23 protein-coding genes and 1 tRNA gene are annotated in these 17,852 nt (G+C 39.2%); 18 read left to right on the plus strand and 6 right to left on the minus strand.

Going from position 1 to position 17,852, the window contains the following annotated elements; translation table 11 throughout:
• Positions 1 to 4 precede the first annotated feature (4 nt).
• Positions 5 to 1,255 carry a GlmU family protein gene (locus tag ACSSWA_RS08905; protein ID WP_437356216.1) on the minus strand — a complete coding sequence of 417 codons (1,251 nt, stop codon included), beginning with the start codon at positions 1,253 to 1,255 and terminating at the stop codon, positions 5 to 7.
• Between the two features lie 123 nt (positions 1,256 to 1,378).
• On the opposite strand from ACSSWA_RS08905, the gene ACSSWA_RS08910 reads away from it, so the two are divergent.
• The 9 genes from ACSSWA_RS08910 to ACSSWA_RS08950 all read left to right on the plus strand — a co-directional run bounded on the left by ACSSWA_RS08910 (position 1,379) and on the right by ACSSWA_RS08950 (position 8,461).
• Positions 1,379 to 2,092 (plus strand): PASTA domain-containing protein, encoded by a 714-nt coding sequence (locus ACSSWA_RS08910; RefSeq protein WP_437356217.1) that lies wholly within the window; start codon positions 1,379 to 1,381, stop codon positions 2,090 to 2,092.
• A 9-nt stretch (positions 2,093 to 2,101) separates the two neighbouring features.
• Positions 2,102 to 2,770, plus strand: coding sequence for a ribulose-phosphate 3-epimerase (gene rpe, locus ACSSWA_RS08915; RefSeq protein ID WP_437356218.1), 669 nt, complete (start codon positions 2,102 to 2,104; stop codon positions 2,768 to 2,770).
• 12 nt (positions 2,771 to 2,782) lie between these two features.
• Positions 2,783 to 3,970 (plus strand): dihydropteroate synthase, encoded by a 1,188-nt coding sequence (gene folP, locus ACSSWA_RS08920; RefSeq protein ID WP_437356219.1) that lies wholly within the window; start codon positions 2,783 to 2,785, stop codon positions 3,968 to 3,970.
• Complete coding sequence (cdaA, locus tag ACSSWA_RS08925) at positions 3,963 to 4,781, plus strand: diadenylate cyclase CdaA (protein WP_437356220.1); 819 nt, start codon at positions 3,963 to 3,965, stop codon at positions 4,779 to 4,781. Before folP ends, cdaA begins: the two co-directional genes overlap by 8 nt.
• 71 nt (positions 4,782 to 4,852) lie before the next feature.
• A complete protein-coding gene (locus tag ACSSWA_RS08930) occupies positions 4,853 to 5,530 on the plus strand; it encodes a metal-dependent hydrolase (RefSeq protein ID WP_437356221.1) in 678 nt (225 codons plus the stop codon).
• A gap of 1 nt (position 5,531) precedes the next feature.
• Entirely contained in the window at positions 5,532 to 6,320 is a 789-nt protein-coding gene (locus ACSSWA_RS08935) for a ParA family protein (protein ID WP_437356222.1), read from the plus strand.
• 6 nt (positions 6,321 to 6,326) lie between these two features.
• The gene (locus ACSSWA_RS08940; protein WP_437356223.1) at positions 6,327 to 7,268 is read left to right on the plus strand and encodes a ParB/RepB/Spo0J family partition protein; all 942 of its coding nucleotides are present in this window, start codon (positions 6,327 to 6,329) and stop codon (positions 7,266 to 7,268) included.
• On the plus strand, positions 7,240 to 7,746 hold the full coding sequence (locus ACSSWA_RS08945) for a DUF5683 domain-containing protein (RefSeq protein WP_437356224.1): 507 nt from the start codon (positions 7,240 to 7,242) through the stop codon (positions 7,744 to 7,746). Before ACSSWA_RS08940 ends, ACSSWA_RS08945 begins: the two co-directional genes overlap by 29 nt.
• 1 nt (position 7,747) lies before the next feature.
• A complete protein-coding gene (locus ACSSWA_RS08950; RefSeq protein WP_437356225.1) occupies positions 7,748 to 8,461 on the plus strand; it encodes a hypothetical protein in 714 nt (237 codons plus the stop codon).
• Here the strand turns inward: ACSSWA_RS08950 and ACSSWA_RS08955 are convergent.
• A complete protein-coding gene (locus ACSSWA_RS08955; RefSeq protein ID WP_437356226.1) occupies positions 8,409 to 9,347 on the minus strand; it encodes a Ppx/GppA phosphatase family protein in 939 nt (312 codons plus the stop codon). The two genes, ACSSWA_RS08950 and ACSSWA_RS08955, sit on opposite strands and share 53 nt — an antisense overlap.
• A 54-nt stretch (positions 9,348 to 9,401) precedes the next feature.
• On the opposite strand from ACSSWA_RS08955, the gene ACSSWA_RS08960 reads away from it, so the two are divergent.
• From ACSSWA_RS08960 to ACSSWA_RS08980, 5 genes are all read left to right on the plus strand, one after another.
• The gene (locus tag ACSSWA_RS08960; protein ID WP_437356227.1) at positions 9,402 to 9,899 is read left to right on the plus strand and encodes a hypothetical protein; all 498 of its coding nucleotides are present in this window, start codon (positions 9,402 to 9,404) and stop codon (positions 9,897 to 9,899) included.
• On the plus strand, positions 9,896 to 10,168 hold the full coding sequence (locus ACSSWA_RS08965; protein ID WP_014857170.1) for a hypothetical protein: 273 nt from the start codon (positions 9,896 to 9,898) through the stop codon (positions 10,166 to 10,168). Before ACSSWA_RS08960 ends, ACSSWA_RS08965 begins: the two co-directional genes overlap by 4 nt.
• Positions 10,165 to 10,596 (plus strand): type II 3-dehydroquinate dehydratase, encoded by a 432-nt coding sequence (locus tag ACSSWA_RS08970; RefSeq protein ID WP_437356228.1) that lies wholly within the window; start codon positions 10,165 to 10,167, stop codon positions 10,594 to 10,596. The genes ACSSWA_RS08965 and ACSSWA_RS08970 overlap by 4 nt, the downstream gene beginning before the upstream one ends.
• A gap of 58 nt (positions 10,597 to 10,654) precedes the next feature.
• Positions 10,655 to 11,029 (plus strand): MerR family transcriptional regulator, encoded by a 375-nt coding sequence (locus ACSSWA_RS08975; RefSeq protein WP_437356229.1) that lies wholly within the window; start codon positions 10,655 to 10,657, stop codon positions 11,027 to 11,029.
• Positions 11,030 to 11,103: transfer RNA gene (locus tag ACSSWA_RS08980), tRNA-Pro, on the plus strand.
• 132 nt (positions 11,104 to 11,235) lie between these two features.
• Here ACSSWA_RS08980 and ACSSWA_RS08985 read toward each other — a convergent pair.
• The 3 genes from ACSSWA_RS08985 to ACSSWA_RS08995 are packed head-to-tail and all read right to left on the minus strand — an operon-like array spanning position 11,236 to position 12,576.
• On the minus strand, positions 11,236 to 11,667 hold the full coding sequence (locus tag ACSSWA_RS08985; RefSeq protein WP_437356230.1) for a phosphohydrolase: 432 nt from the start codon (positions 11,665 to 11,667) through the stop codon (positions 11,236 to 11,238).
• Between the two features lie 3 nt (positions 11,668 to 11,670).
• Positions 11,671 to 12,150, minus strand: coding sequence for a hypothetical protein (locus tag ACSSWA_RS08990; protein WP_437356231.1), 480 nt, complete (start codon positions 12,148 to 12,150; stop codon positions 11,671 to 11,673).
• 51 nt (positions 12,151 to 12,201) lie between these two features.
• On the minus strand, positions 12,202 to 12,576 hold the full coding sequence (locus ACSSWA_RS08995; RefSeq protein ID WP_437356232.1) for a hypothetical protein: 375 nt from the start codon (positions 12,574 to 12,576) through the stop codon (positions 12,202 to 12,204).
• Between the two features lie 250 nt (positions 12,577 to 12,826).
• Between ACSSWA_RS08995 and purF the strand changes: the two genes are divergently transcribed.
• Genes purF through ACSSWA_RS09015 form a run of 4 tightly spaced genes read left to right on the plus strand, consistent with a single transcriptional unit; the run spans position 12,827 to position 16,765 of the window.
• Complete coding sequence (gene purF / locus ACSSWA_RS09000) at positions 12,827 to 14,332, plus strand: amidophosphoribosyltransferase (RefSeq protein ID WP_437356233.1); 1,506 nt, start codon at positions 12,827 to 12,829, stop codon at positions 14,330 to 14,332.
• A 20-nt stretch (positions 14,333 to 14,352) separates the two neighbouring features.
• Positions 14,353 to 14,934 carry a CDP-alcohol phosphatidyltransferase family protein gene (locus ACSSWA_RS09005; RefSeq protein ID WP_437356234.1) on the plus strand — a complete coding sequence of 194 codons (582 nt, stop codon included), beginning with the start codon at positions 14,353 to 14,355 and terminating at the stop codon, positions 14,932 to 14,934.
• Positions 14,921 to 15,850: a signal recognition particle-docking protein FtsY gene (ftsY, locus tag ACSSWA_RS09010; RefSeq protein ID WP_437356235.1), complete on the plus strand. Its 930-nt coding sequence runs from the start codon at positions 14,921 to 14,923 to the stop codon at positions 15,848 to 15,850. The genes ACSSWA_RS09005 and ftsY overlap by 14 nt, the downstream gene beginning before the upstream one ends.
• Positions 15,851 to 16,765, plus strand: a complete 915-nt coding sequence (locus tag ACSSWA_RS09015; protein WP_437356236.1) for a diacylglycerol/lipid kinase family protein — start codon at positions 15,851 to 15,853, stop codon at positions 16,763 to 16,765.
• Positions 16,766 to 17,000: 235 nt separating this feature from the next.
• On the opposite strand, the gene ACSSWA_RS09020 is transcribed toward ACSSWA_RS09015, so the two are convergent.
• Entirely contained in the window at positions 17,001 to 17,852 is an 852-nt protein-coding gene (locus ACSSWA_RS09020; protein ID WP_437356237.1) for a 3-hydroxyacyl-CoA dehydrogenase family protein, read from the minus strand.

The raw sequence follows: 17,852 nt of genomic DNA on the forward strand, positions 1-17,852 counted from the left end.
GGCGTCAATACTTACGTTCTTTTTCCGAAAGCTCGAAAACCTGTCTCAATAACTTCTCGTCGCTTTCTGTAAATTCAACATTTCGTCTCGCTGTTACAATGCGCGCAAGCTCAATCGATTTATCGATATCGAAGACTGACATCTCGTCAATACAGCCCCACGTAAAAGAAGGAATGAATTTCGGCGGAAATCCGTTTCCGAATACATTGCACATTACTCCGCAAACTGTGCCGGTATTGAATTTTGTACCGATGGCGCTTTTCGAATGGTCTCCCATTATTAATCCGAGGAAGCGAAGTCCGGTATCGATTTTTTTGCCGTTCAATGTTACGGTAATGTTGCCGTAATTATTTTTCAGGTCGCTGTTATTTGTTCCGGCTCCCAGATTAACCCAGCTTCCCAGATAAGAATGGCCAAGAAAGCCGCCGTGCTGTTTATTCGAATAAGAATGAATAATCGAATCTTCCACTTCGCCGCCCACTTTGGAATATTTACCGATAGACGCGCCGTGGTAGATTGTACTGTTGGCTTTGATGATTGAATTTCTTCCGATATAGACGGGTCCTTTTATCACGCTGTTCGACATTATATGAACGTTTTCGTCGATGTAAACCGGTCCCTCCGAAGCGTCGATAAAAACAAACGGTTCAATTTTAACGTCCTTGCCGATGTGAATCGATTTTTTGTGTTGCAGTTCCACCTTCTTGAATTTAGGATGAACCGCCGTTTTCATGTTGCCCGAATACTTTTTCAGAGTTTTGAAATCGTTCTCTATTTCTTTTGCGTTATAATTTATCAAATCCCACGGATATTGAATAATCCCGGCTTCGATTTCTTTTTCTTTAAAATGAATATCGTCGAAATGGGGAAGAAAATCCTCGTCGTAAATTTTGTTAAGTTTATCCGCGTTGATAATTCCCGCAATAAAATTCTTATCCGATACCAGCGCTTCACCGGCTTGCAATTTCCCTATCTGCGACCGGAGGTCTCTGTTCATCAAAACTCGTCCGTTTATCATAAGAACATCTCCGGCTTCGGGCAGAAGGTTGATGCGGTAATCTTTCTTTTTTTCCCGGTAATTTTCTTCGAGATACTTCCTGCAGGTAAGATAAAATTCACTTCCCTTAAAAGAGCGCTCGATTTTTGAGAGCAGACTGAAAATGCCAGTTCTCAACTCGTAAACGGGTCTTAGATAAGAAAGTGGTAATAAATCCCGAAAACCAGTATCTTCAAATATTAAAATTATCTTTTTCATAGTTATTCCTTAGTTTAAAGAAAACTTATGAATTTTTACCCTTATCCTCAAAAAGAGGAAACAAAATCAATCCAAAGTTTATTATTTTTGTTTCTAAAATAGATAAATCATATGAAAAATTGGATGAAAAGTTTCTTGATTAAATCGTCCCTGATAATATTGGGATTTGTTGTATTATTTTTCGTTATAGACAAAATTATAATGCCTTATGTTGTAAGCGCGGACGAATATAAAGTTCCGGACGTTGTTGGACTTCATAAAAACGAGGCTGTGGAAATTCTTAAAAACAGCAAATTGGAACCGATAATAAACCGTTCGAGATACGACGAACGATACCCGAAAGACCACGTGATATTTCAAAATCCCAAACCTAAAACTATAGTCAAAGAAGGAAGAAAAATTTATTTGACGGTAAGCGGCGGACTGCAGAAAGTACAGATGCCTTTTTTAATCAACAAATCGGTGAGAGACGCGCGGATTACACTCGAAAGAATGGGACTTCAGATTGATACTCTTATCGAAGTTGAGTCCGAATTACCGGTCGGAACAATTGCCGAACAGGAATATACCGAAGGCTCTTTTATACCAGTCGGCACGAAAGTTAAGCTTAAAGTGAGCATCGGGCCACAGATTGGCAAAGTACGGGTTCCGAGACTGATAGGGAAATCTTTGTCGGAAGCCGAAGCGATATTAAAGCGTAATTCATTAAGAGTCGGGCTGAAGACATACATTCATTCGTCAAATTACTTGCCGAATACTGTCGTCGATCAGCAGCCTTCGGAAAACAGTCTCATCAGCGTGGGAGACAGCGTTAACGTAGTTCTGATTCAAAATTGAGAGAAAATAATGAACGTTAAAAAGAAATTACTGGCGCCGTCGATTTTGTCGGCTGATTTTACAAACCTGTCGCAACAAATTCGTTATGTCGAATTGGCCAATGCCGATATAATTCATTGCGATATAATGGACGGACATTTTGTGCCTAATTTTACTTTCGGACCGATGGTCGTAGAAGCTGTAAATCGAATTACTGATTTGCCGCTGGATGTTCATTTGATGGTTAAAAATCCCGATAATTTAATTGACAAATTTATCGACGCCGGCGCCGATTTTATTACAGTTCATCAGGAAGAAGCAGTGCACCTTCACAGAACAATCGAATACATAAAAAGCAAAGGAGCCAAAGCGGGTGTGGCGCTTAATCCCTCGACTCCGGTCGACACTCTGCAGGAAGTTCTGGAATATCTAGATATGGTTCTGGTTATGTCGGTAAATCCGGGATTCGGAGGACAGAAATTTATCGAAAGGTCAATCGATAAAATCGCCGCGCTTGATCGAATAAGAAAAGAAAAAAAATACAATTTCCTGATTGAAGTAGACGGCGGAATATATAACGGCAATATCGAAAAAATTTCTAAAGCCGGATGCAATGTTTTTGTGGCAGGTTCGACGATTTTTTGCAGCGACAATATAACCACAGCAGCAGTCGAATTGAAAAATCTGATTAAAAAGTAGCGGAGCTTTCTATTGATCATTCAACTTATCGACATTTTTTATCCGTATGTTTTCAAAAGGTACGGCGGTAAATACAACATTTACCGCGACCTTTACGAAAGAGACCTGCTGGCGATCGAGTTCCGCACAGTCGAAAAGAAATTAGCCGCCCGCATTAAAAAAATTATCCTCGCCAACAAAGAGATTTGTTATCTGACTGAAAATTCGAATGCCGAAGGCGAATATTGCGATTTACTTTCTATCGGCTCGCTCTCATTCTTCAAAGAACTTGCCAAAGAAATTATTGCCATCGGAAACGAAGACACCGGTTTGAGACTTTCAAGATTGCTGCACAATTTGACGAACTACGATAAAAACAAAATACGGATCGGTCAAAAAGAATTTGATATGTCGCGCACATACATTGCAGGCATATTAAACGTAACTCCGGATTCTTTTTCGGACGGAGGAAAATTTTATGAAAAGAACAAAGCGGTTGAACGCGCTCTTGAATTAATTGAAGAGGGAGCCGATATAATCGACATCGGAGGCGAATCTTCAAGACCCGGCGCCGAGCCGGTGCCGGCAGATGAAGAAATGAATCGCGTATTGCCGGTAATCGAAGAGATTATAAAATCCGACCCGGAAATATTAATCTCTGTCGATACCACAAAATCTAAAGTTGCCGAAGCAGCATTGAAAGCCGGAGCCAAAATTATTAACGACATCAGCTCATTTGCTTTCGATCCTGAAATGCCGGCTGTTATAAAAAAATACGACGCCGCCGCAATACTGATGCACATGAAAGGGACTCCCAAATCGATGCAAAATAATCCGGAATACAAGGATGTCGTCAACGATATTTACGATTATTTCGTAGAAACATGCAACAATGCGGAAAAATTCGGCTTAAAAAATCTAATAATAGATCCCGGCATCGGATTCGGAAAAAAAGTGCGCCACAATTACGAATTGTTGAACAGACTCGACGAATTCAAAGGAATCGGATACCCGATTTTAATCGGGTTGTCCAGAAAATCTTTTTTGGGAAAATCGCTCGATTTACCGGTTGAATTAAGGGATGCTCCCACTCTCGCAGCCGAAACTTATGCCGTAAGCAAAGGAGCGCGCTTTATCAGAACTCATAATGTTCGTTTCGGAAAATACGCCGCTCTAATCAACAACTTTGTAGAAAATCCGGAATCATTGATAAATGATTGAGTTATTCAAAGTAGGATTTATTACCGTAACCTTAGTTGACATTATCGACATTGCATTAGTGTCGTTCATTTTTTATCAACTTTATTCGGCTATCAGGGGAACAATAGCTGCGCAAATTTTTTACGGCTTGCTCATTGTATTATTTCTTTCATTTATAGCGCAGGCGGCAAATTTCAAAGCCCTTGGCTGGATACTCAAATTGATTTCCGATATCTGGGTAATTGCATTCATCATTCTGTTTCAGCCCGAGATACGCCGTATTCTGGTTATGCTCGGCAGAAGTCCGCTATTGAAAATATTCATTAAAACAGACGAGAGCAACGTAGCCGAAATAATTGCCGAAAGCGCATTTGAACTGGCACAGCATCAACACGGCGCTTTAATGGTAATCGTAAGAACCGTGGGAATCAAAAGCGTGGTCGAAACCGGCGAAATCATCAACGCAAAAGTGTCTAAAAATTTGATTCGTTCTATTTTTTTCCCGCGCTCGCCTCTGCACGACGGAGCGGTCGTAATTCATAACGATTTAATTGAAGCTGCAAGGTGCACTCTGCCACTTTCGAATTTAACGAGTCTGGACGGCAATCCGTTAGGGATGAGGCACCGAGCGGGTTTGGGTATCTCTGAACAAGCCGACGTAATTTGCGTTATCGTGTCGGAAGAAACGGCAAGCATATCGATAGCCGACAACGGCAAATTAATAAGGGGAATTTCCCGTGAAGAATTGCGCAATTACCTGATAAACAATTTAAGAGCCGGAAAAGAACGAAAAATCACTTCGATCTGGAAAATTTTACGCAGGAAAAAATAATCCGGATGATTTTGTCAGAAACCCGCAATTCGTTATTATTAGAAGTCAAAAATTAATACGGGGAGGGGAAGATGAAATTAAAATATTTTTCTCATTCGGCGTTTCAGATAACGACTAACAGCGGTATTAAGATTTTGATCGACCCGTTTTTGACGGGCAATCCTACGGCTCCGGTAAAAGCCGACGAAGTAACCGCTGACTACATTATTCTTACTCACGGACACGGAGACCATCTGGGCGATTCTTTTACCATTGCAAAAAAGTGCGATTCAACATTTATTTGTGTCAACGAATTGGCTAATTATTGCGCAAAGGAAGGATTCAAGGCTCATAATATGCACATAGGAGGAGGTTACAATTTCGATTTCGGCAGAGTTAAATTTACAATTGCCCATCACGGCTCGATGACGCCCGACAATTATTACGCAGGCGAGCCGGCAGGGGTTGTTCTTTCGATCGACGGTAAGAATTTATATCACACGGGCGACACAGGACTGTTTTACGATATGAAATTAATAGGCGAAATGACTCCGCTCGATTATATGCTCGTTCCTATCGGCGATAATTTTACAATGGGAATAACCGATGCCGTAAAAGCCGTCGAGCTCGCAAATCCCAAAACGGCAATTCCGATGCATTACAATACTTTTCCCGTTATCGAAGCCGATCCGTACGAGTTCAAATCGAAAGTCGAAGCGCTCGGTAAAAAATCGATAGTACTTAATTACGGAGAAGAAATAGAATTATAACATGGCAAAAAAGATAGTCATAGCAAATCAAAAAGGCGGAGTGGGAAAAACAACGACGGCAATAAACCTCTCCGCCTCTGTAGCTGCCGCCGAATTCAGAACTCTTTTGATCGATATCGACCCGCAGGCAAATTCCACCTCCGGTATCGGGATCGATAAATACGACAAGACAGTTTATAACGTATTGGTCGGATTGAATTCCGCAGAAGAATCGATAATAAATTCCTATATGCCTTTCCTCGACATTCTCCCGTCGAATATAAATCTGGTCGGAGCTGAAGTTGAACTGGTTTCGGTGGAAAACAGGGAACATCTCCTAAAAAACGCGCTTCGGGAAGTAGAAGAAAAATACGACTTCATTTTTATCGATTGTCCTCCGTCTCTCGGTCTGCTTACATTGAACGCTCTCGTCGCAGCGAACTCGGTATTAATTCCGGTGCAATGCGAATATTTTGCTCTCGAAGGCTTGGGACAGTTGCTCAATACTATCAACATAGTCAAAAAAAGTTTCAATCCGGAATTGTCAATCGAAGGCGTACTGCTTACAATGTTCGACAAGCGGTTACGACTGAGTCAGCAGGTTGTAGACGAAGTCAAAAAGTATTTCGGAGAAAAGGTGTTCGAAACGGTAATCAACAGAAACGTAAAGCTTTCGGAAGCTCCAAGTTATGCAAAACCCGTTATTTTATATGACGCAACTTCGGTAGGCGCGCAAAATTATATGTCGTTAGCTTACGAACTGCTTGAAAGAAATAATTTAAAACTCAACGCCGTTAAGGAAAAGGAGTAGAAAATTATGAAATCTGCTTTAGGAAGGGGATTGGACGCGCTTATTAATCCCCAGGTAAAAGATAAATTGGACGCTCCGGTAGCCGTTTCAGGAAAGGATATTCCGAAAGACGACGGCAAATCGTACGATATACTCGCTAAAATTTCCGTTAATCAAATTTATCCCAATCCGTACCAGCCGAGAACCAACTTCGAACCTCAGGCGCTCGAAGAACTGAAATTGTCAATACTGCAGAACGGACTTATTCAACCTGTGACGGTTCGCAGAATCGACAAAGATAAATATGAGCTTATCTCGGGCGAAAGAAGACTAAGAGCGTGTAAAGAAATCGGACTGAAGGAAATTCCGGCATATATAATTAAAGTCGATACAAAAGAAGCAATGCTGGCGCTCTCTTTGATCGAGAACATTCAAAGAGAGAAATTAAACCCGATAGAAATTGCCGTGGCGTACAAACGCCTGCGCGACGAATGCAATTTGTCTCATGAAGAGATTGCGGAAAGAGTCGGAAAAGACCGCACTACTATTACAAACTTTATTCGACTATTGAAATTGCCGGAACCTATTCAACAAAGCTTGATAAACAATAAGATATCCAACGGTCATGCAAGGGCTTTGATCAATCTGTCCAATCCTAAGCTTCAACTTCAAATACACGACAAGATTTTAAAGCAAAATCTGTCCGTAAGAAAAGTTGAAGAACTTGTGCGTAAATTAAACGACCTCAAAAACGGCAAAGACAAAAAAGAGAAATTTTCTTCCTCCGTAACCACAGCATCGGCTTCGCAGAGAAATATAGAAGAACGATTGCAACGAATACTCGGCACGAAAGTTCATTGCAACGTAAAAAAGGACGGAGCGGGTCAAATTGTAATTGAATTCTACTCAAATGACGAATTGGAAAGATTATTTGAACTCTTTGAAATTATCAACAGTAATTACAATTAGCGTTATAATCTTATCCTCATTTTTCAATAATAGTGCATTCGGACAAACTGCCGATTCGGTATCGCCTGCAAGAACTGATACCACTCAATTTATTATGCATAAATCGCCTATGGGCGCAGTTTTAAGGAGCGCTATAATTCCCGGATGGGGACAAATTTATAACGAATCGTACTGGAAAGCGCCGGTAATTTGGGGCGCGCTCGGCGTCCTGGGCTATTTCTGGGTCGATAACAATAATCAATACAAACATTTCAGGGATTTGTACGTCCAAAGTATCAGCGAAAATAATCCCAACGGAAATTTACGGTACTATGACCAGCGAGAATTTTACAGAGATCAGAGAGACTTGACGGCGGTTTTCATCGGTCTTTCTTATCTGATAAACGTGCTCGACGCTTATGTGGACGCCCACTTATACGATTTCGATGTGTCCGCCGAGACAAATAGCTTGACTTTATCATTAAGAGTAAGTTTTTAAAATGAAGAACAGCGTCAAATGTAATAATTGTTCGACCGAAAATCCGTTCTATCAACTGACTTGTCAAAATTGCAAAGCATATCTTCGAACAAAAGTGCCCAATATCGATTTCTGGCATACTACATCAAAATTATTTGAATCTCCAGTAAAAGCTGCGGAACTATTAATTCACGCCGACCATAAGAATCTTTTGTTGACTGTAATAATACTTGCAGCATTAAAAATTTCATTGACGGCGGGGATACTTGCAAATGCTTTTTCCGGCGGAGAGGGGAGTCTTCAAACCGTATTCGTTACTTTAAGTTCTTTGCCGATTACATTTATTGCATTGATGTTAGGATGGTCGGTTGTAATAACGCTGACGCTGAAATTAGCGGGAATCAAAACCCGTTTCAAAGATAATCTAGTCATTTATTCCTACTCTTTTATACCCGTGATATTCACATTTATTATACTTACGCCTGTCGAATATGCCTTATTCGGTCAATACTGGTTTTCGTTCAACCCTACGCCCTTCGCAATCAAATATGTTCCTGCAATAGCTCTTTCGGTAATCGAAGGAATATTTATCTTTTGGAGTTTGTTTATTGCAATATGCGCTACTTATGCGCAGTCGCGTAGCCTCTTTTTTTCAATCCTGATAGGAATTTTGTTTTTAACTGTTACGGTAGGAATTCCTTTTTATTCCGCTTTTTTATTAAATAATCCAGTATAAGTCCGTATCTTAATCCACGGCTGTTAACGCGCAATTCCCGGATTCCTGTCACTTCCATAAAGACTTTCAATATGCCCGCTCCTGATGTAATTAAATCTTCCCGCCCTTCGACTACCTGTCCGAAATTCTCAAGTATTTCTTTGCTCTTCATAGTTTTAAGACAATCGTATAATTGACTTATATCATTGAAGTTGAGTATGGTATTGTCAACTATTTTTTCATCATAGATTTTAATGTTCTTTTTGATGCAGGCGAGTGTCGTTGGAGTGCCGGCAATGGCGATTGTGTACTCTCCCAAATCCTGCACGGATTTCAATTCGTTGAAAATATCTGCCGTTTCTTTTTCCATAGCGGACAATTCGGAATCGAGCGGGGGATTGTGTTTCAAATATTTTTCTGTCAGGTATACAACGCCGACGGGAAAACTCTTCCTGTACAATATTTCCGTTTTATTTCCGGAAATTATTTCCGTGCTTCCGCCACCGATATCAATGAGTGATTTTGATCTTTCATCTTCGAACGGATAAGCGGAACCGAGAAACGAAAGCCTTGCCTCTTCTTCTCCGGTAAGAATGTTCAACTTCCATCCGTATTTTTCATTTATTTCACTGGCAATTTGTCCGCCGTTTGAAGCTATTCTGAAAGCATTAGTGGCGGCAGCGAGAACGGTTTCGCATTTATATTTTTCAATTATGCTCTGATATTCGTCGAGCGTCTCATAAAGTCTGGCTATATTTTCCTCCGGAAAAGGTTCGCCTTTATTCAGATTTTTAGAGATTCTCGGAGCACGGTAATAATTTTTTATTGTAATAATTTCCGAATTCTTAACTTCCGCAATCAAAAGCAGGACGGTATTGGAACCTAAGTCGATAGAAGCAATAGTCATTTTTTTTTCATATTTTTTAATCCGAAAAATAGACAAATTTTTCGGATTAATTTGATGAAATCAAAAATTTTCGCGTCGTTTACGGCGCTTTTCTATCTGCTTTGGATGTGCGGAATACTTTCCGACCTGCTTATTTCATTTCAGTTGTTTGAACCGAAAGGGCTTGTTTTAAAGGAAGTATTTACTAACACAGATTTAACGACAGGATTACTTTTATTAACGCCTGCAATCACATTGAAATTAATCAGTTACCCTTTGCTGCTTTTATCGTTTATTTTATACTTGATATTTATTAAACCCAATCTGAAGAAAGAAGGCTGGTTGCTTATCATTCTTATAGTGATAGCAATAACAGCGCCGTTTAATATTTATTTATTATTTAAAGACTACCGACTTTTAACTGAGATAATCAGTTTAAAACCCGCCGCTGAAACTGTGTCTCTTATTAGAGAACGATTAATTGCGCTCGACGGTTTCCCTTTAATAAATCTGTTCGTATATCTGAGCGTATTGTTCATAACATTAATGAAACCATTACAAAAGACGACATGAAAATCAAAGAAAAAGAATTCGAGAATATTTTACAGGATCTCAAGCAGATAGCCCTTCAGATGGGGGCAAAAGTGCGTTTCGAAAGGGGAGACTTCAAAGGCGGCTACTGCATTATGAAGGAAGACAAAATAATTGTTATCAATAAATTATCACCTTTGCAAAAAAAAGTGCTCATCCTTTCAAACGCATTAAAAGAATTGGGCGTCGACGAAGTTTATCTTACGCCCAGAATGAGAGAAATAATCGAACAATTGAGCGATAACACATGAAAATACTTGTAATTAACGGGCCTAATCTGAATCTCTTAAAGCTGCGGAATCCGGATTTCTACGGCAATAACGATTTGAATTCGATCGAAGAGACGCTGCGAGTCAGATTTCCCGATATCGAATTCGAATTTTTTCAATCGCCGGACGAATCGAATATCGTCAAGAAAATTAACGACGCATCAGACTTCGACGGAATTCTGATTAATCCGGGCGGATATTCGCATACAAGCGTGGCAATTCGCGACGCTCTTGAAATCTGTTCTTTACCAAAAGTTGAAGTCCATCTATCGAATATCCAGAGCAGGGACAGTTTCAGGAAAGTATCGTTAACCGCAGGGGTTTGCGACGGTTACATTAGCGGATTTAAAACTCTCAGTTATATCCTGGGCGTTCATGCGCTGAAAGATTTAATCGACAAGAAAATTTAATCTTGCTAATTTAATGTATTTACGTTATTTTACTTCAAGTAAGTAAAAAGGTAAATGCATGAAAGATTTCGGTCTTAAAAAGTTATATTATTCTATAAGTGAAGTAAGTAAAATCACCGGTTTGGAGCAATATATACTGAGATACTGGGAAACCGAATTCGAGCAGCTTAAACCGAGCAAGAACAGAGCGGGCAACAGAATTTATACGAATAAAGACATTAAATTAATTTTAGAAATAAAAAAATTACTCCGCGAAGAAAAATATACTATCGAAGGCGCAAAAAAGATATTGTCGGGATTGAATAAATCGCAAGAAAAGGATAACTTTGCAGTTCAAAACGATATGGTTTCGGGTAAGAGCGAAAAGCGGGAATTAAAAGAAGACCTGGAAGAGATAAAAAAGTTTTTGACAGAATTGAAAGACAAACTTTAACGGAACGTAGCGCAGCCCGGTAGCGCACTTGAATGGGGTTCAAGGGGTCGCGGGTTCGAATCCCGCCGTTCCGACTAAGAATAACTTATTATAATACAACAACTTAGAAGCGGCTTTTAGATGAGCCGCTTTTTTATTATTATCAGTTTGGATAGTATTGTGGATAGATTTTCATCCAATTTTTGCCAACTCATTCTAAAAATTAGTTATTGTAAAATCAATTTTCTGTATGCTTTATGATATTTTTTTAGCCGCTCTAAATCTTTTTCCGTTAATACAATATATCTTTTGATATCAAGATTATCCGTCAAATCGTTGATTTTTACTTTTGCAGCCAATTTGTTTTTACTTACTCTGTCGATAAACTCGTCATACGATTCGCCTTCTTTTTTTGTCAACGCTTTCAAGGCGTCGATAATGTAAGAGGGAAAACCTTTAGCTTCCAGATCAAACTCTGTCCATCCGGTATCTTCCATAAGGTCGTGCAGGACGCCGCAAATTTTTTCGTCGAGAGTCGTTCCCATATTCATTACTCTGAAAAGGTGACCGAAATACGGAACCCCGTTTTTGTCGGTTTGATTTCGATGCGCTTCCTGAGCGATTAACATCGCTTCGTTTAATAATTTTTCTTTTTCCATATTTTATCCGGCGTTATTATTTATGATGGAATAAAATTTCGTCATGTTACAGTCGATTTCCTTTTTGAGTTTTATCGAATCTGCAAGTTTGGAAAGCTCGCGATCGTTATTGAGTTCGTTCAAAAAAATGCGCAAATTCTTGTATGCTATTCTCCTTTCGACATCCTTTCTAAAAAAATTTTTTATCAAAGTCACGAACTTCATGAATCTGGGATCAAATAACTTCATCATTTCAAAAATTACTTCGTCGTGGAAAATTAATCGCAGTATCTCGTCAAACTTATGACGATCAATTAAATCGTCGGCTGCAGACGTAATTAATTTGAGAGCATTCGTCAAGGCATTATCCTTTGAGGATTTATAATCGAGAAATTTCTTCAGATCGTCTGTTCTGAAATCATAATAGAGGCTTCCGGCTATAATTACTCCGTAAGGCGAAAGTTTCCAGGTACGGAAAAAATACTTGGAATCCGATCGAAGCATCCCGAATTTTCTCAATTCGTTCGAAGCGAATCTCGTATTTGTAATAAAACGCTACGCGCCGGTTTTTGTTTTGGCATAATCGCCCGGACGCAAATAATCTTTTAATTCTTCCATAAAAGAGGAACTCATTTCCAGAGCGCTTCGGTCGATATTGTAATTTTTGAATAAATACATCAGCAGGGGAATAATAAGATGATATTTAGAGAATGCATTCGAGTAGCCGAATTCCTGTTCGTATTTTTTAAACTGTTCGTCTTCATAATTTTCGTACTTCAAGTCGATAATGCCGAGCTTTGCTTTCAAATACCACGACTGATATTCGAGCAGCCGAAGTAAATGATTAATTTTTTTCAGGAGATTTACGTCCCGGGTGGTTTCGTAATTGAGCGTCAGCTCGTTAATGGAATCAATCAATTCGCGATTCACAATTACTCCGTAATAATGAAATAATTAATTGCATCGTTATACAAATATATTAATTAATCTGATTATATATAATCAATTTTAAAACTAATTACGTTAAGCCGGATAGAAAAAAGTACGTCCTAACCAAATTTTTTTTCTTATATGTCAATATTATTCAGGCTTTTAAAGTCGCTTACCATGTTAATCTTTATTATGTGAGATGTATATCTTATATTTTGTATCATAATTTTTTCATGAAGACAAGAATAAAATGTCAGATAAATATTTCGAGTTAGCCGTGTCGCACGATAAGCCGCAATGTCATTGCGGCGTTTTCGGTATATACGGATGCAGCGATGCCGCAGTAAAAACTTATTACGGACTTCATGCCTTACAGCACAGGGGACAGGAAGGCGCGGGAATTGTTACTTCGTCTTTGAATCAAAAAGGGCAGAAAGTTTTCAGGTATCATAAAAATTTCGGACTCGTATCCGAAGTTTTTAACGACCGGAATCTGTTTGAGACGGTATTGACGGGCAGTTGCGCTATCGGGCATAATCGATATTCGACTACCGGTTCGGCGGATTCAAAAAAAAATATACAACCGTTCGTTGTCAACTACCGTTCCGGAAATCTTGCCGTAGCTCATAACGGAAATCTTACGAATGCAAAAGAACTCAGGAAAAAATTAGTGGCGGACGGCGCCATTTTTCAGACAACGAGCGACACCGAAGTAATTCTTCATCTGATTGCAAGGAGCAAATACGAAGATCAAATCGACCAAATCCGGGACGCCTTGCGACAGATAAAGGGAGCATATTGCCTGGTTATTATGACCGACGATAAATTGATTGCAGCCCGTGATCCCAACGGATTCAGACCGCTTGCAGTAGGGAAAAAAGATAAGGCGTTTATTGTGGCTTCGGAAACCTGCGCTTTCGATATCAATTCAGCCGAATACATACGCGATGTGGAACCAAATGAAATTTTGGTTATCGACGAAGAGACGCTGGAAAACGGCACATTCAAATCTTTCTCGATATTTCCTGAAAAAAATTCGAAAACCCATTGCGTATTCGAATATATCTATTTCTCACGCCCGGACAGCAAAATATTCGGTACAAATGTCGATAAAATAAGAAGAAAACTGGGCAAAATATTGGCGGAAAAGCATCCGGTAACCGATCCGGACGGCGAAAAAGTAATTGTAATAAGCGTGCCGGACAGTTCAAACACTGCCGCAATCGGATATCAAAGCCAGTTGGCTAAAATGGGCATTCCGTCGAAACTCGAAATAGGACTGATCCGAAGCCATTATATAGGGCGCACTTTTATTCTTCCCGGGCAAAAAGCCAGGGAAATCGGGGTTAAAATTAAATTCAACACTGTAAAAGGCGTTCTTGAAAACAGGACCATCGTCCTAGTCGACGATTCGATAGTTCGAGGCACAACTTCAAAACAATTGGTACGCTTGCTCCGGGAAGCCAATCCAAAAGCTATCCATCTGAGAATTTCCTCACCGCCAATTGTAAGTCCGTGTTATTACGGAATGGATTTCCCGTCTCAAGAAGAATTGATTGCATATAAGTATAACAGCGACATCGAAGAAATACGTAAATATCTTGAAGTCGATACTTTGGAATATATGACCGTAGACGAAATGCTCGAATCGATGGTAGACCATTTGCCGTCGGAATTTTGTACGGCTTGTTTCTCAGGGCAATATCCGGTGCCCGTAGAAATCGGTATAAGCAAAGAAGAATATGATCTACAATAGGAATAAATAACAATACTTAGATGAAGAATAATATAACATATAACTTAAATGTTTTTACTTTACCCAATTTATTGAGTTTTGTACGATTATTAACAGCCGTGCCATTATATATATTTTTAGCCGATCTGGAGACAGGAGCAAATCGATATTATGTTCTTCTTTTCATTTTTATCGGCTTTGCCACCGATATTTTAGACGGGTATATAGCGCGCAAATACAACAAGATAAGCGAGTTCGGTAAAATCATCGATCCGTTAGCCGACAAAGCCGCAATTTTCGTCATTATTTTGCAATTGTACAGACACGAATACATCGTTCCGCTTTACTTCTGGACTGTAATTCTACGCGATATTTTAATTTTTACAGGCGGAATTATTGTTTCGAAAATTATTAAAAAAGTGCTCCCGTCTAATTTGCTCGGGAAAATAACAGCCTTTTCAATCGGTCTTTATTTGCTCCTGGTTATCCTTGGACTTGAAATTACTCTGCTTTACAAAATCGTTTTTTATATAAGTCTTCTGCTCTGCTATCTTTCTTTAATAGGATATTCCGTCAGAGCTTACGAATCAATAAAATGGTATAAGAAAAATGAAGCTGTTTAAGAATATAAATTTCGGCAAACTGAAAGAAGGATTATCCAAAACGCGCGATAACCTTGTCAACAAAATATCCGAAACCATAAGCGGCAAGGCAAAAGTCGACGACGAAACTTTAGAAGAACTCGAAGAAATACTAATTACGAGCGATATCGGCTCTCAAATCGCAGAAGAAATCATCGAAAAAGCAAGAGCGCTTTTCAAAAAAGAATCCGACAGATCCGTAGACAATTTCAAGAAAATAATTAAAGAAGAGCTCGAATCAGTCCTGTCGCAGGCAAAAACCAACGGAGAAATTGATTTATCCAAGAAACCTTATGTAATTGTTATTATCGGAGTTAACGGCTCCGGCAAGACAACTTCCGTAGGTAAATTGGCATATAATTTCAAAAAGTCGGGACTGAAAGTAAAAATCGGTTCTGCAGATACTTTCAGAGCTGCGGCAAACGACCAGCTTGAAATTTGGGCTAAAAAAGCCGGCGTGGATATAATCAGCACAAATACGAAAGAACCTTCCGCAGTTGCATTCGACACGATCAAAGCCGCTCAAAAGGACGATACGGACATTGTTATAATCGATACTGCAGGCAGATTGCACACGCAGAAAAATTTGATGGACGAACTCAATAAAATTCATCGTGTTATTAATAATCTTTTGCCGTATGCTCCCAATGAAATTTTGATGGTTTTGGACGGAACTGCAGGACAAAATGCAGTGCGTCAGGTAGAAGAATTCGAAAAATACACAAAACCCACCGGCATTATTATCACCAAACTTGACGGTACGGCAAAAGGCGGCGTAATATTCAGGATCATATCAGAGAAAAAAATACCGGTTAAATATATCGGAGTAGGTGAGGGCATCGAAGATTTACAGGATTTTTCGCCTAAAGAGTTTATCGAAGCCATGTTCGGAAATTAAATGAACAAAAAACATCAATATTTGTTTGTCATTAATCCCGCCGCCGGGAAAGGCAAAGCCCTCAATTCACTAGAAAAGATTAAAGACTATCTTTACCGTAAAAAGGTCGAGCACCATATCGAAATATCCGAATTTCCTGGACATATAATTAATCTTGTAGAAAAACTAGCGGGCAGCTTCACTCATTTGATTTCTGTCGGCGGCGACGGCACTCTTAACGAAGTAATCAACGGCATCAATCCGGATTCGAATCTTTCGCTCGGCGTGCTCCCGCTTGGAACAGGAAACGATTTCGCCCGAAATTTAAGACTCGGAAAAGATATCGATCGCAATTTGAATTTGATTTTTAATTCCACTACAGTAAGAAACTTTGACATTGGCTCAGTAAAAATCAAAGAAAATGAGAAAGAAATCAATTTTCGATTCATCAATAGCTTAGGCATTGGTTTCGACGCTCTGGTGGCAAAATTAAATCAGCGGTCAAAACGCTTGAACGGAATTGTATCTTACGTTTATGCCGTTTTTGCAGGTTTGATGAAATATCAACCGCTTGATGTAGAATTAATAGCCGATTCCGGAAAAATCGAAGGCAAAAAATTATTGATTACGATAGGAAACGGACTTACTTCCGGAGGCGGATTTTACCTGACCCCGAATGCGAAAATAGACGATAATTTGCTGGATATTTGCGTAATAGACCATATGTCGAAACCGAATATACTCAGGAAATTACCGTTGGCTGTTATGAATAAGCTTGATTCTGCAAAAGAAGCAAAATTCCTTAATTCCGAAAAAATAGAAATTAAGCTCGGGACGCCTTATTATGTACATGCTGACGGCGAAATAATAGCCGAACAAGCTTCCGAGATTACCGTATCAATACTAAAAAACAAATTAAAAATTATATCAAATTGAGATGTTAATAAAAAAGCCTAAGCATAAGGATTTTGAGTATTTACCGCGGTTTTACAAACCCGAAGAGGACCGCGAGGAACGATTAAAAAGACGGCTCGGTTTTAACAGAAAGAGAAAATTCAAGAAAAGGGGCAGGAGTCCGTTAATCTGGTTGGTATTGCTGATATTGGTAATTTATCTTTATTACAGATTCAGCAATTTATAAAACTTAGTTTACATAATATACATTATGTGCTTATTCGTATTTGTAAAATCCTTCGCCTGATTTTCGGCCTAATTTTCCCGCGGCTACCATCTTTCTTAATAACGGACACGGTCTGTATTTTGAATCGTTATATCCTTCATACAATACTTCCATTATAGAAAGACACACATCCAGTCCGATAAAATCCGCCAGTTCAAGCGGTCCCATCGGATGATTCATACCTAATTTCATTATTGCATCGATACTTTCCGCAGTAGCGACTCCTTCGTATAATGCAAAAATTGCTTCGTTGATCATCGGTATCAATACGCGATTACTAATGAAGCCGGGAAAATCATTTACTTCCACGGGTATCTTATCGAGCTGTTTTGCCAGGTCGATTACTTTCTGCGTTGTTTCATCCGAAGTTTCGTATCCTCTTACAACTTCAACTAGTTTCATAACCGGCACCGGATTCATAAAATGCATACCTATAAAATTGGAGGCGCGATCTTTAGGAGCCAGAGCCGTAATTGATATTGACGACGTATTCGAAGCTATTACAGCATCTTTTTTAAGCGACTTAACTAACTCTTTGTAGATATTGGTCTTTACGTCATATTTTTCTACCACGGCTTCAATAACTATATCCGTATCCGGACTAATCTTTTCCAAATTATCGATAATTTCAATTCGATTCAAAGCTTCATTTTTACCATTTTCGTCGATGATATTTTTTTTAATCTGTCTGTCCATATTTTTCGAAATAACTTCGAGTGCTTTTTCCAGAATCGATTTGTTAACGTCGCTTAATTGGACTTTTTGTCCTTTTAATGCCAGTACATGAGCTATTCCGGAGCCCATTGTACCCGCCCCGATTACAGCTGTAAGCTTAATTGACAT

The organism is Melioribacter sp. Ez-97 (assembly GCF_051488665.1).
Classification (GTDB): Bacteria; Bacteroidota; Ignavibacteria; order Ignavibacteriales; family Melioribacteraceae; genus Melioribacter.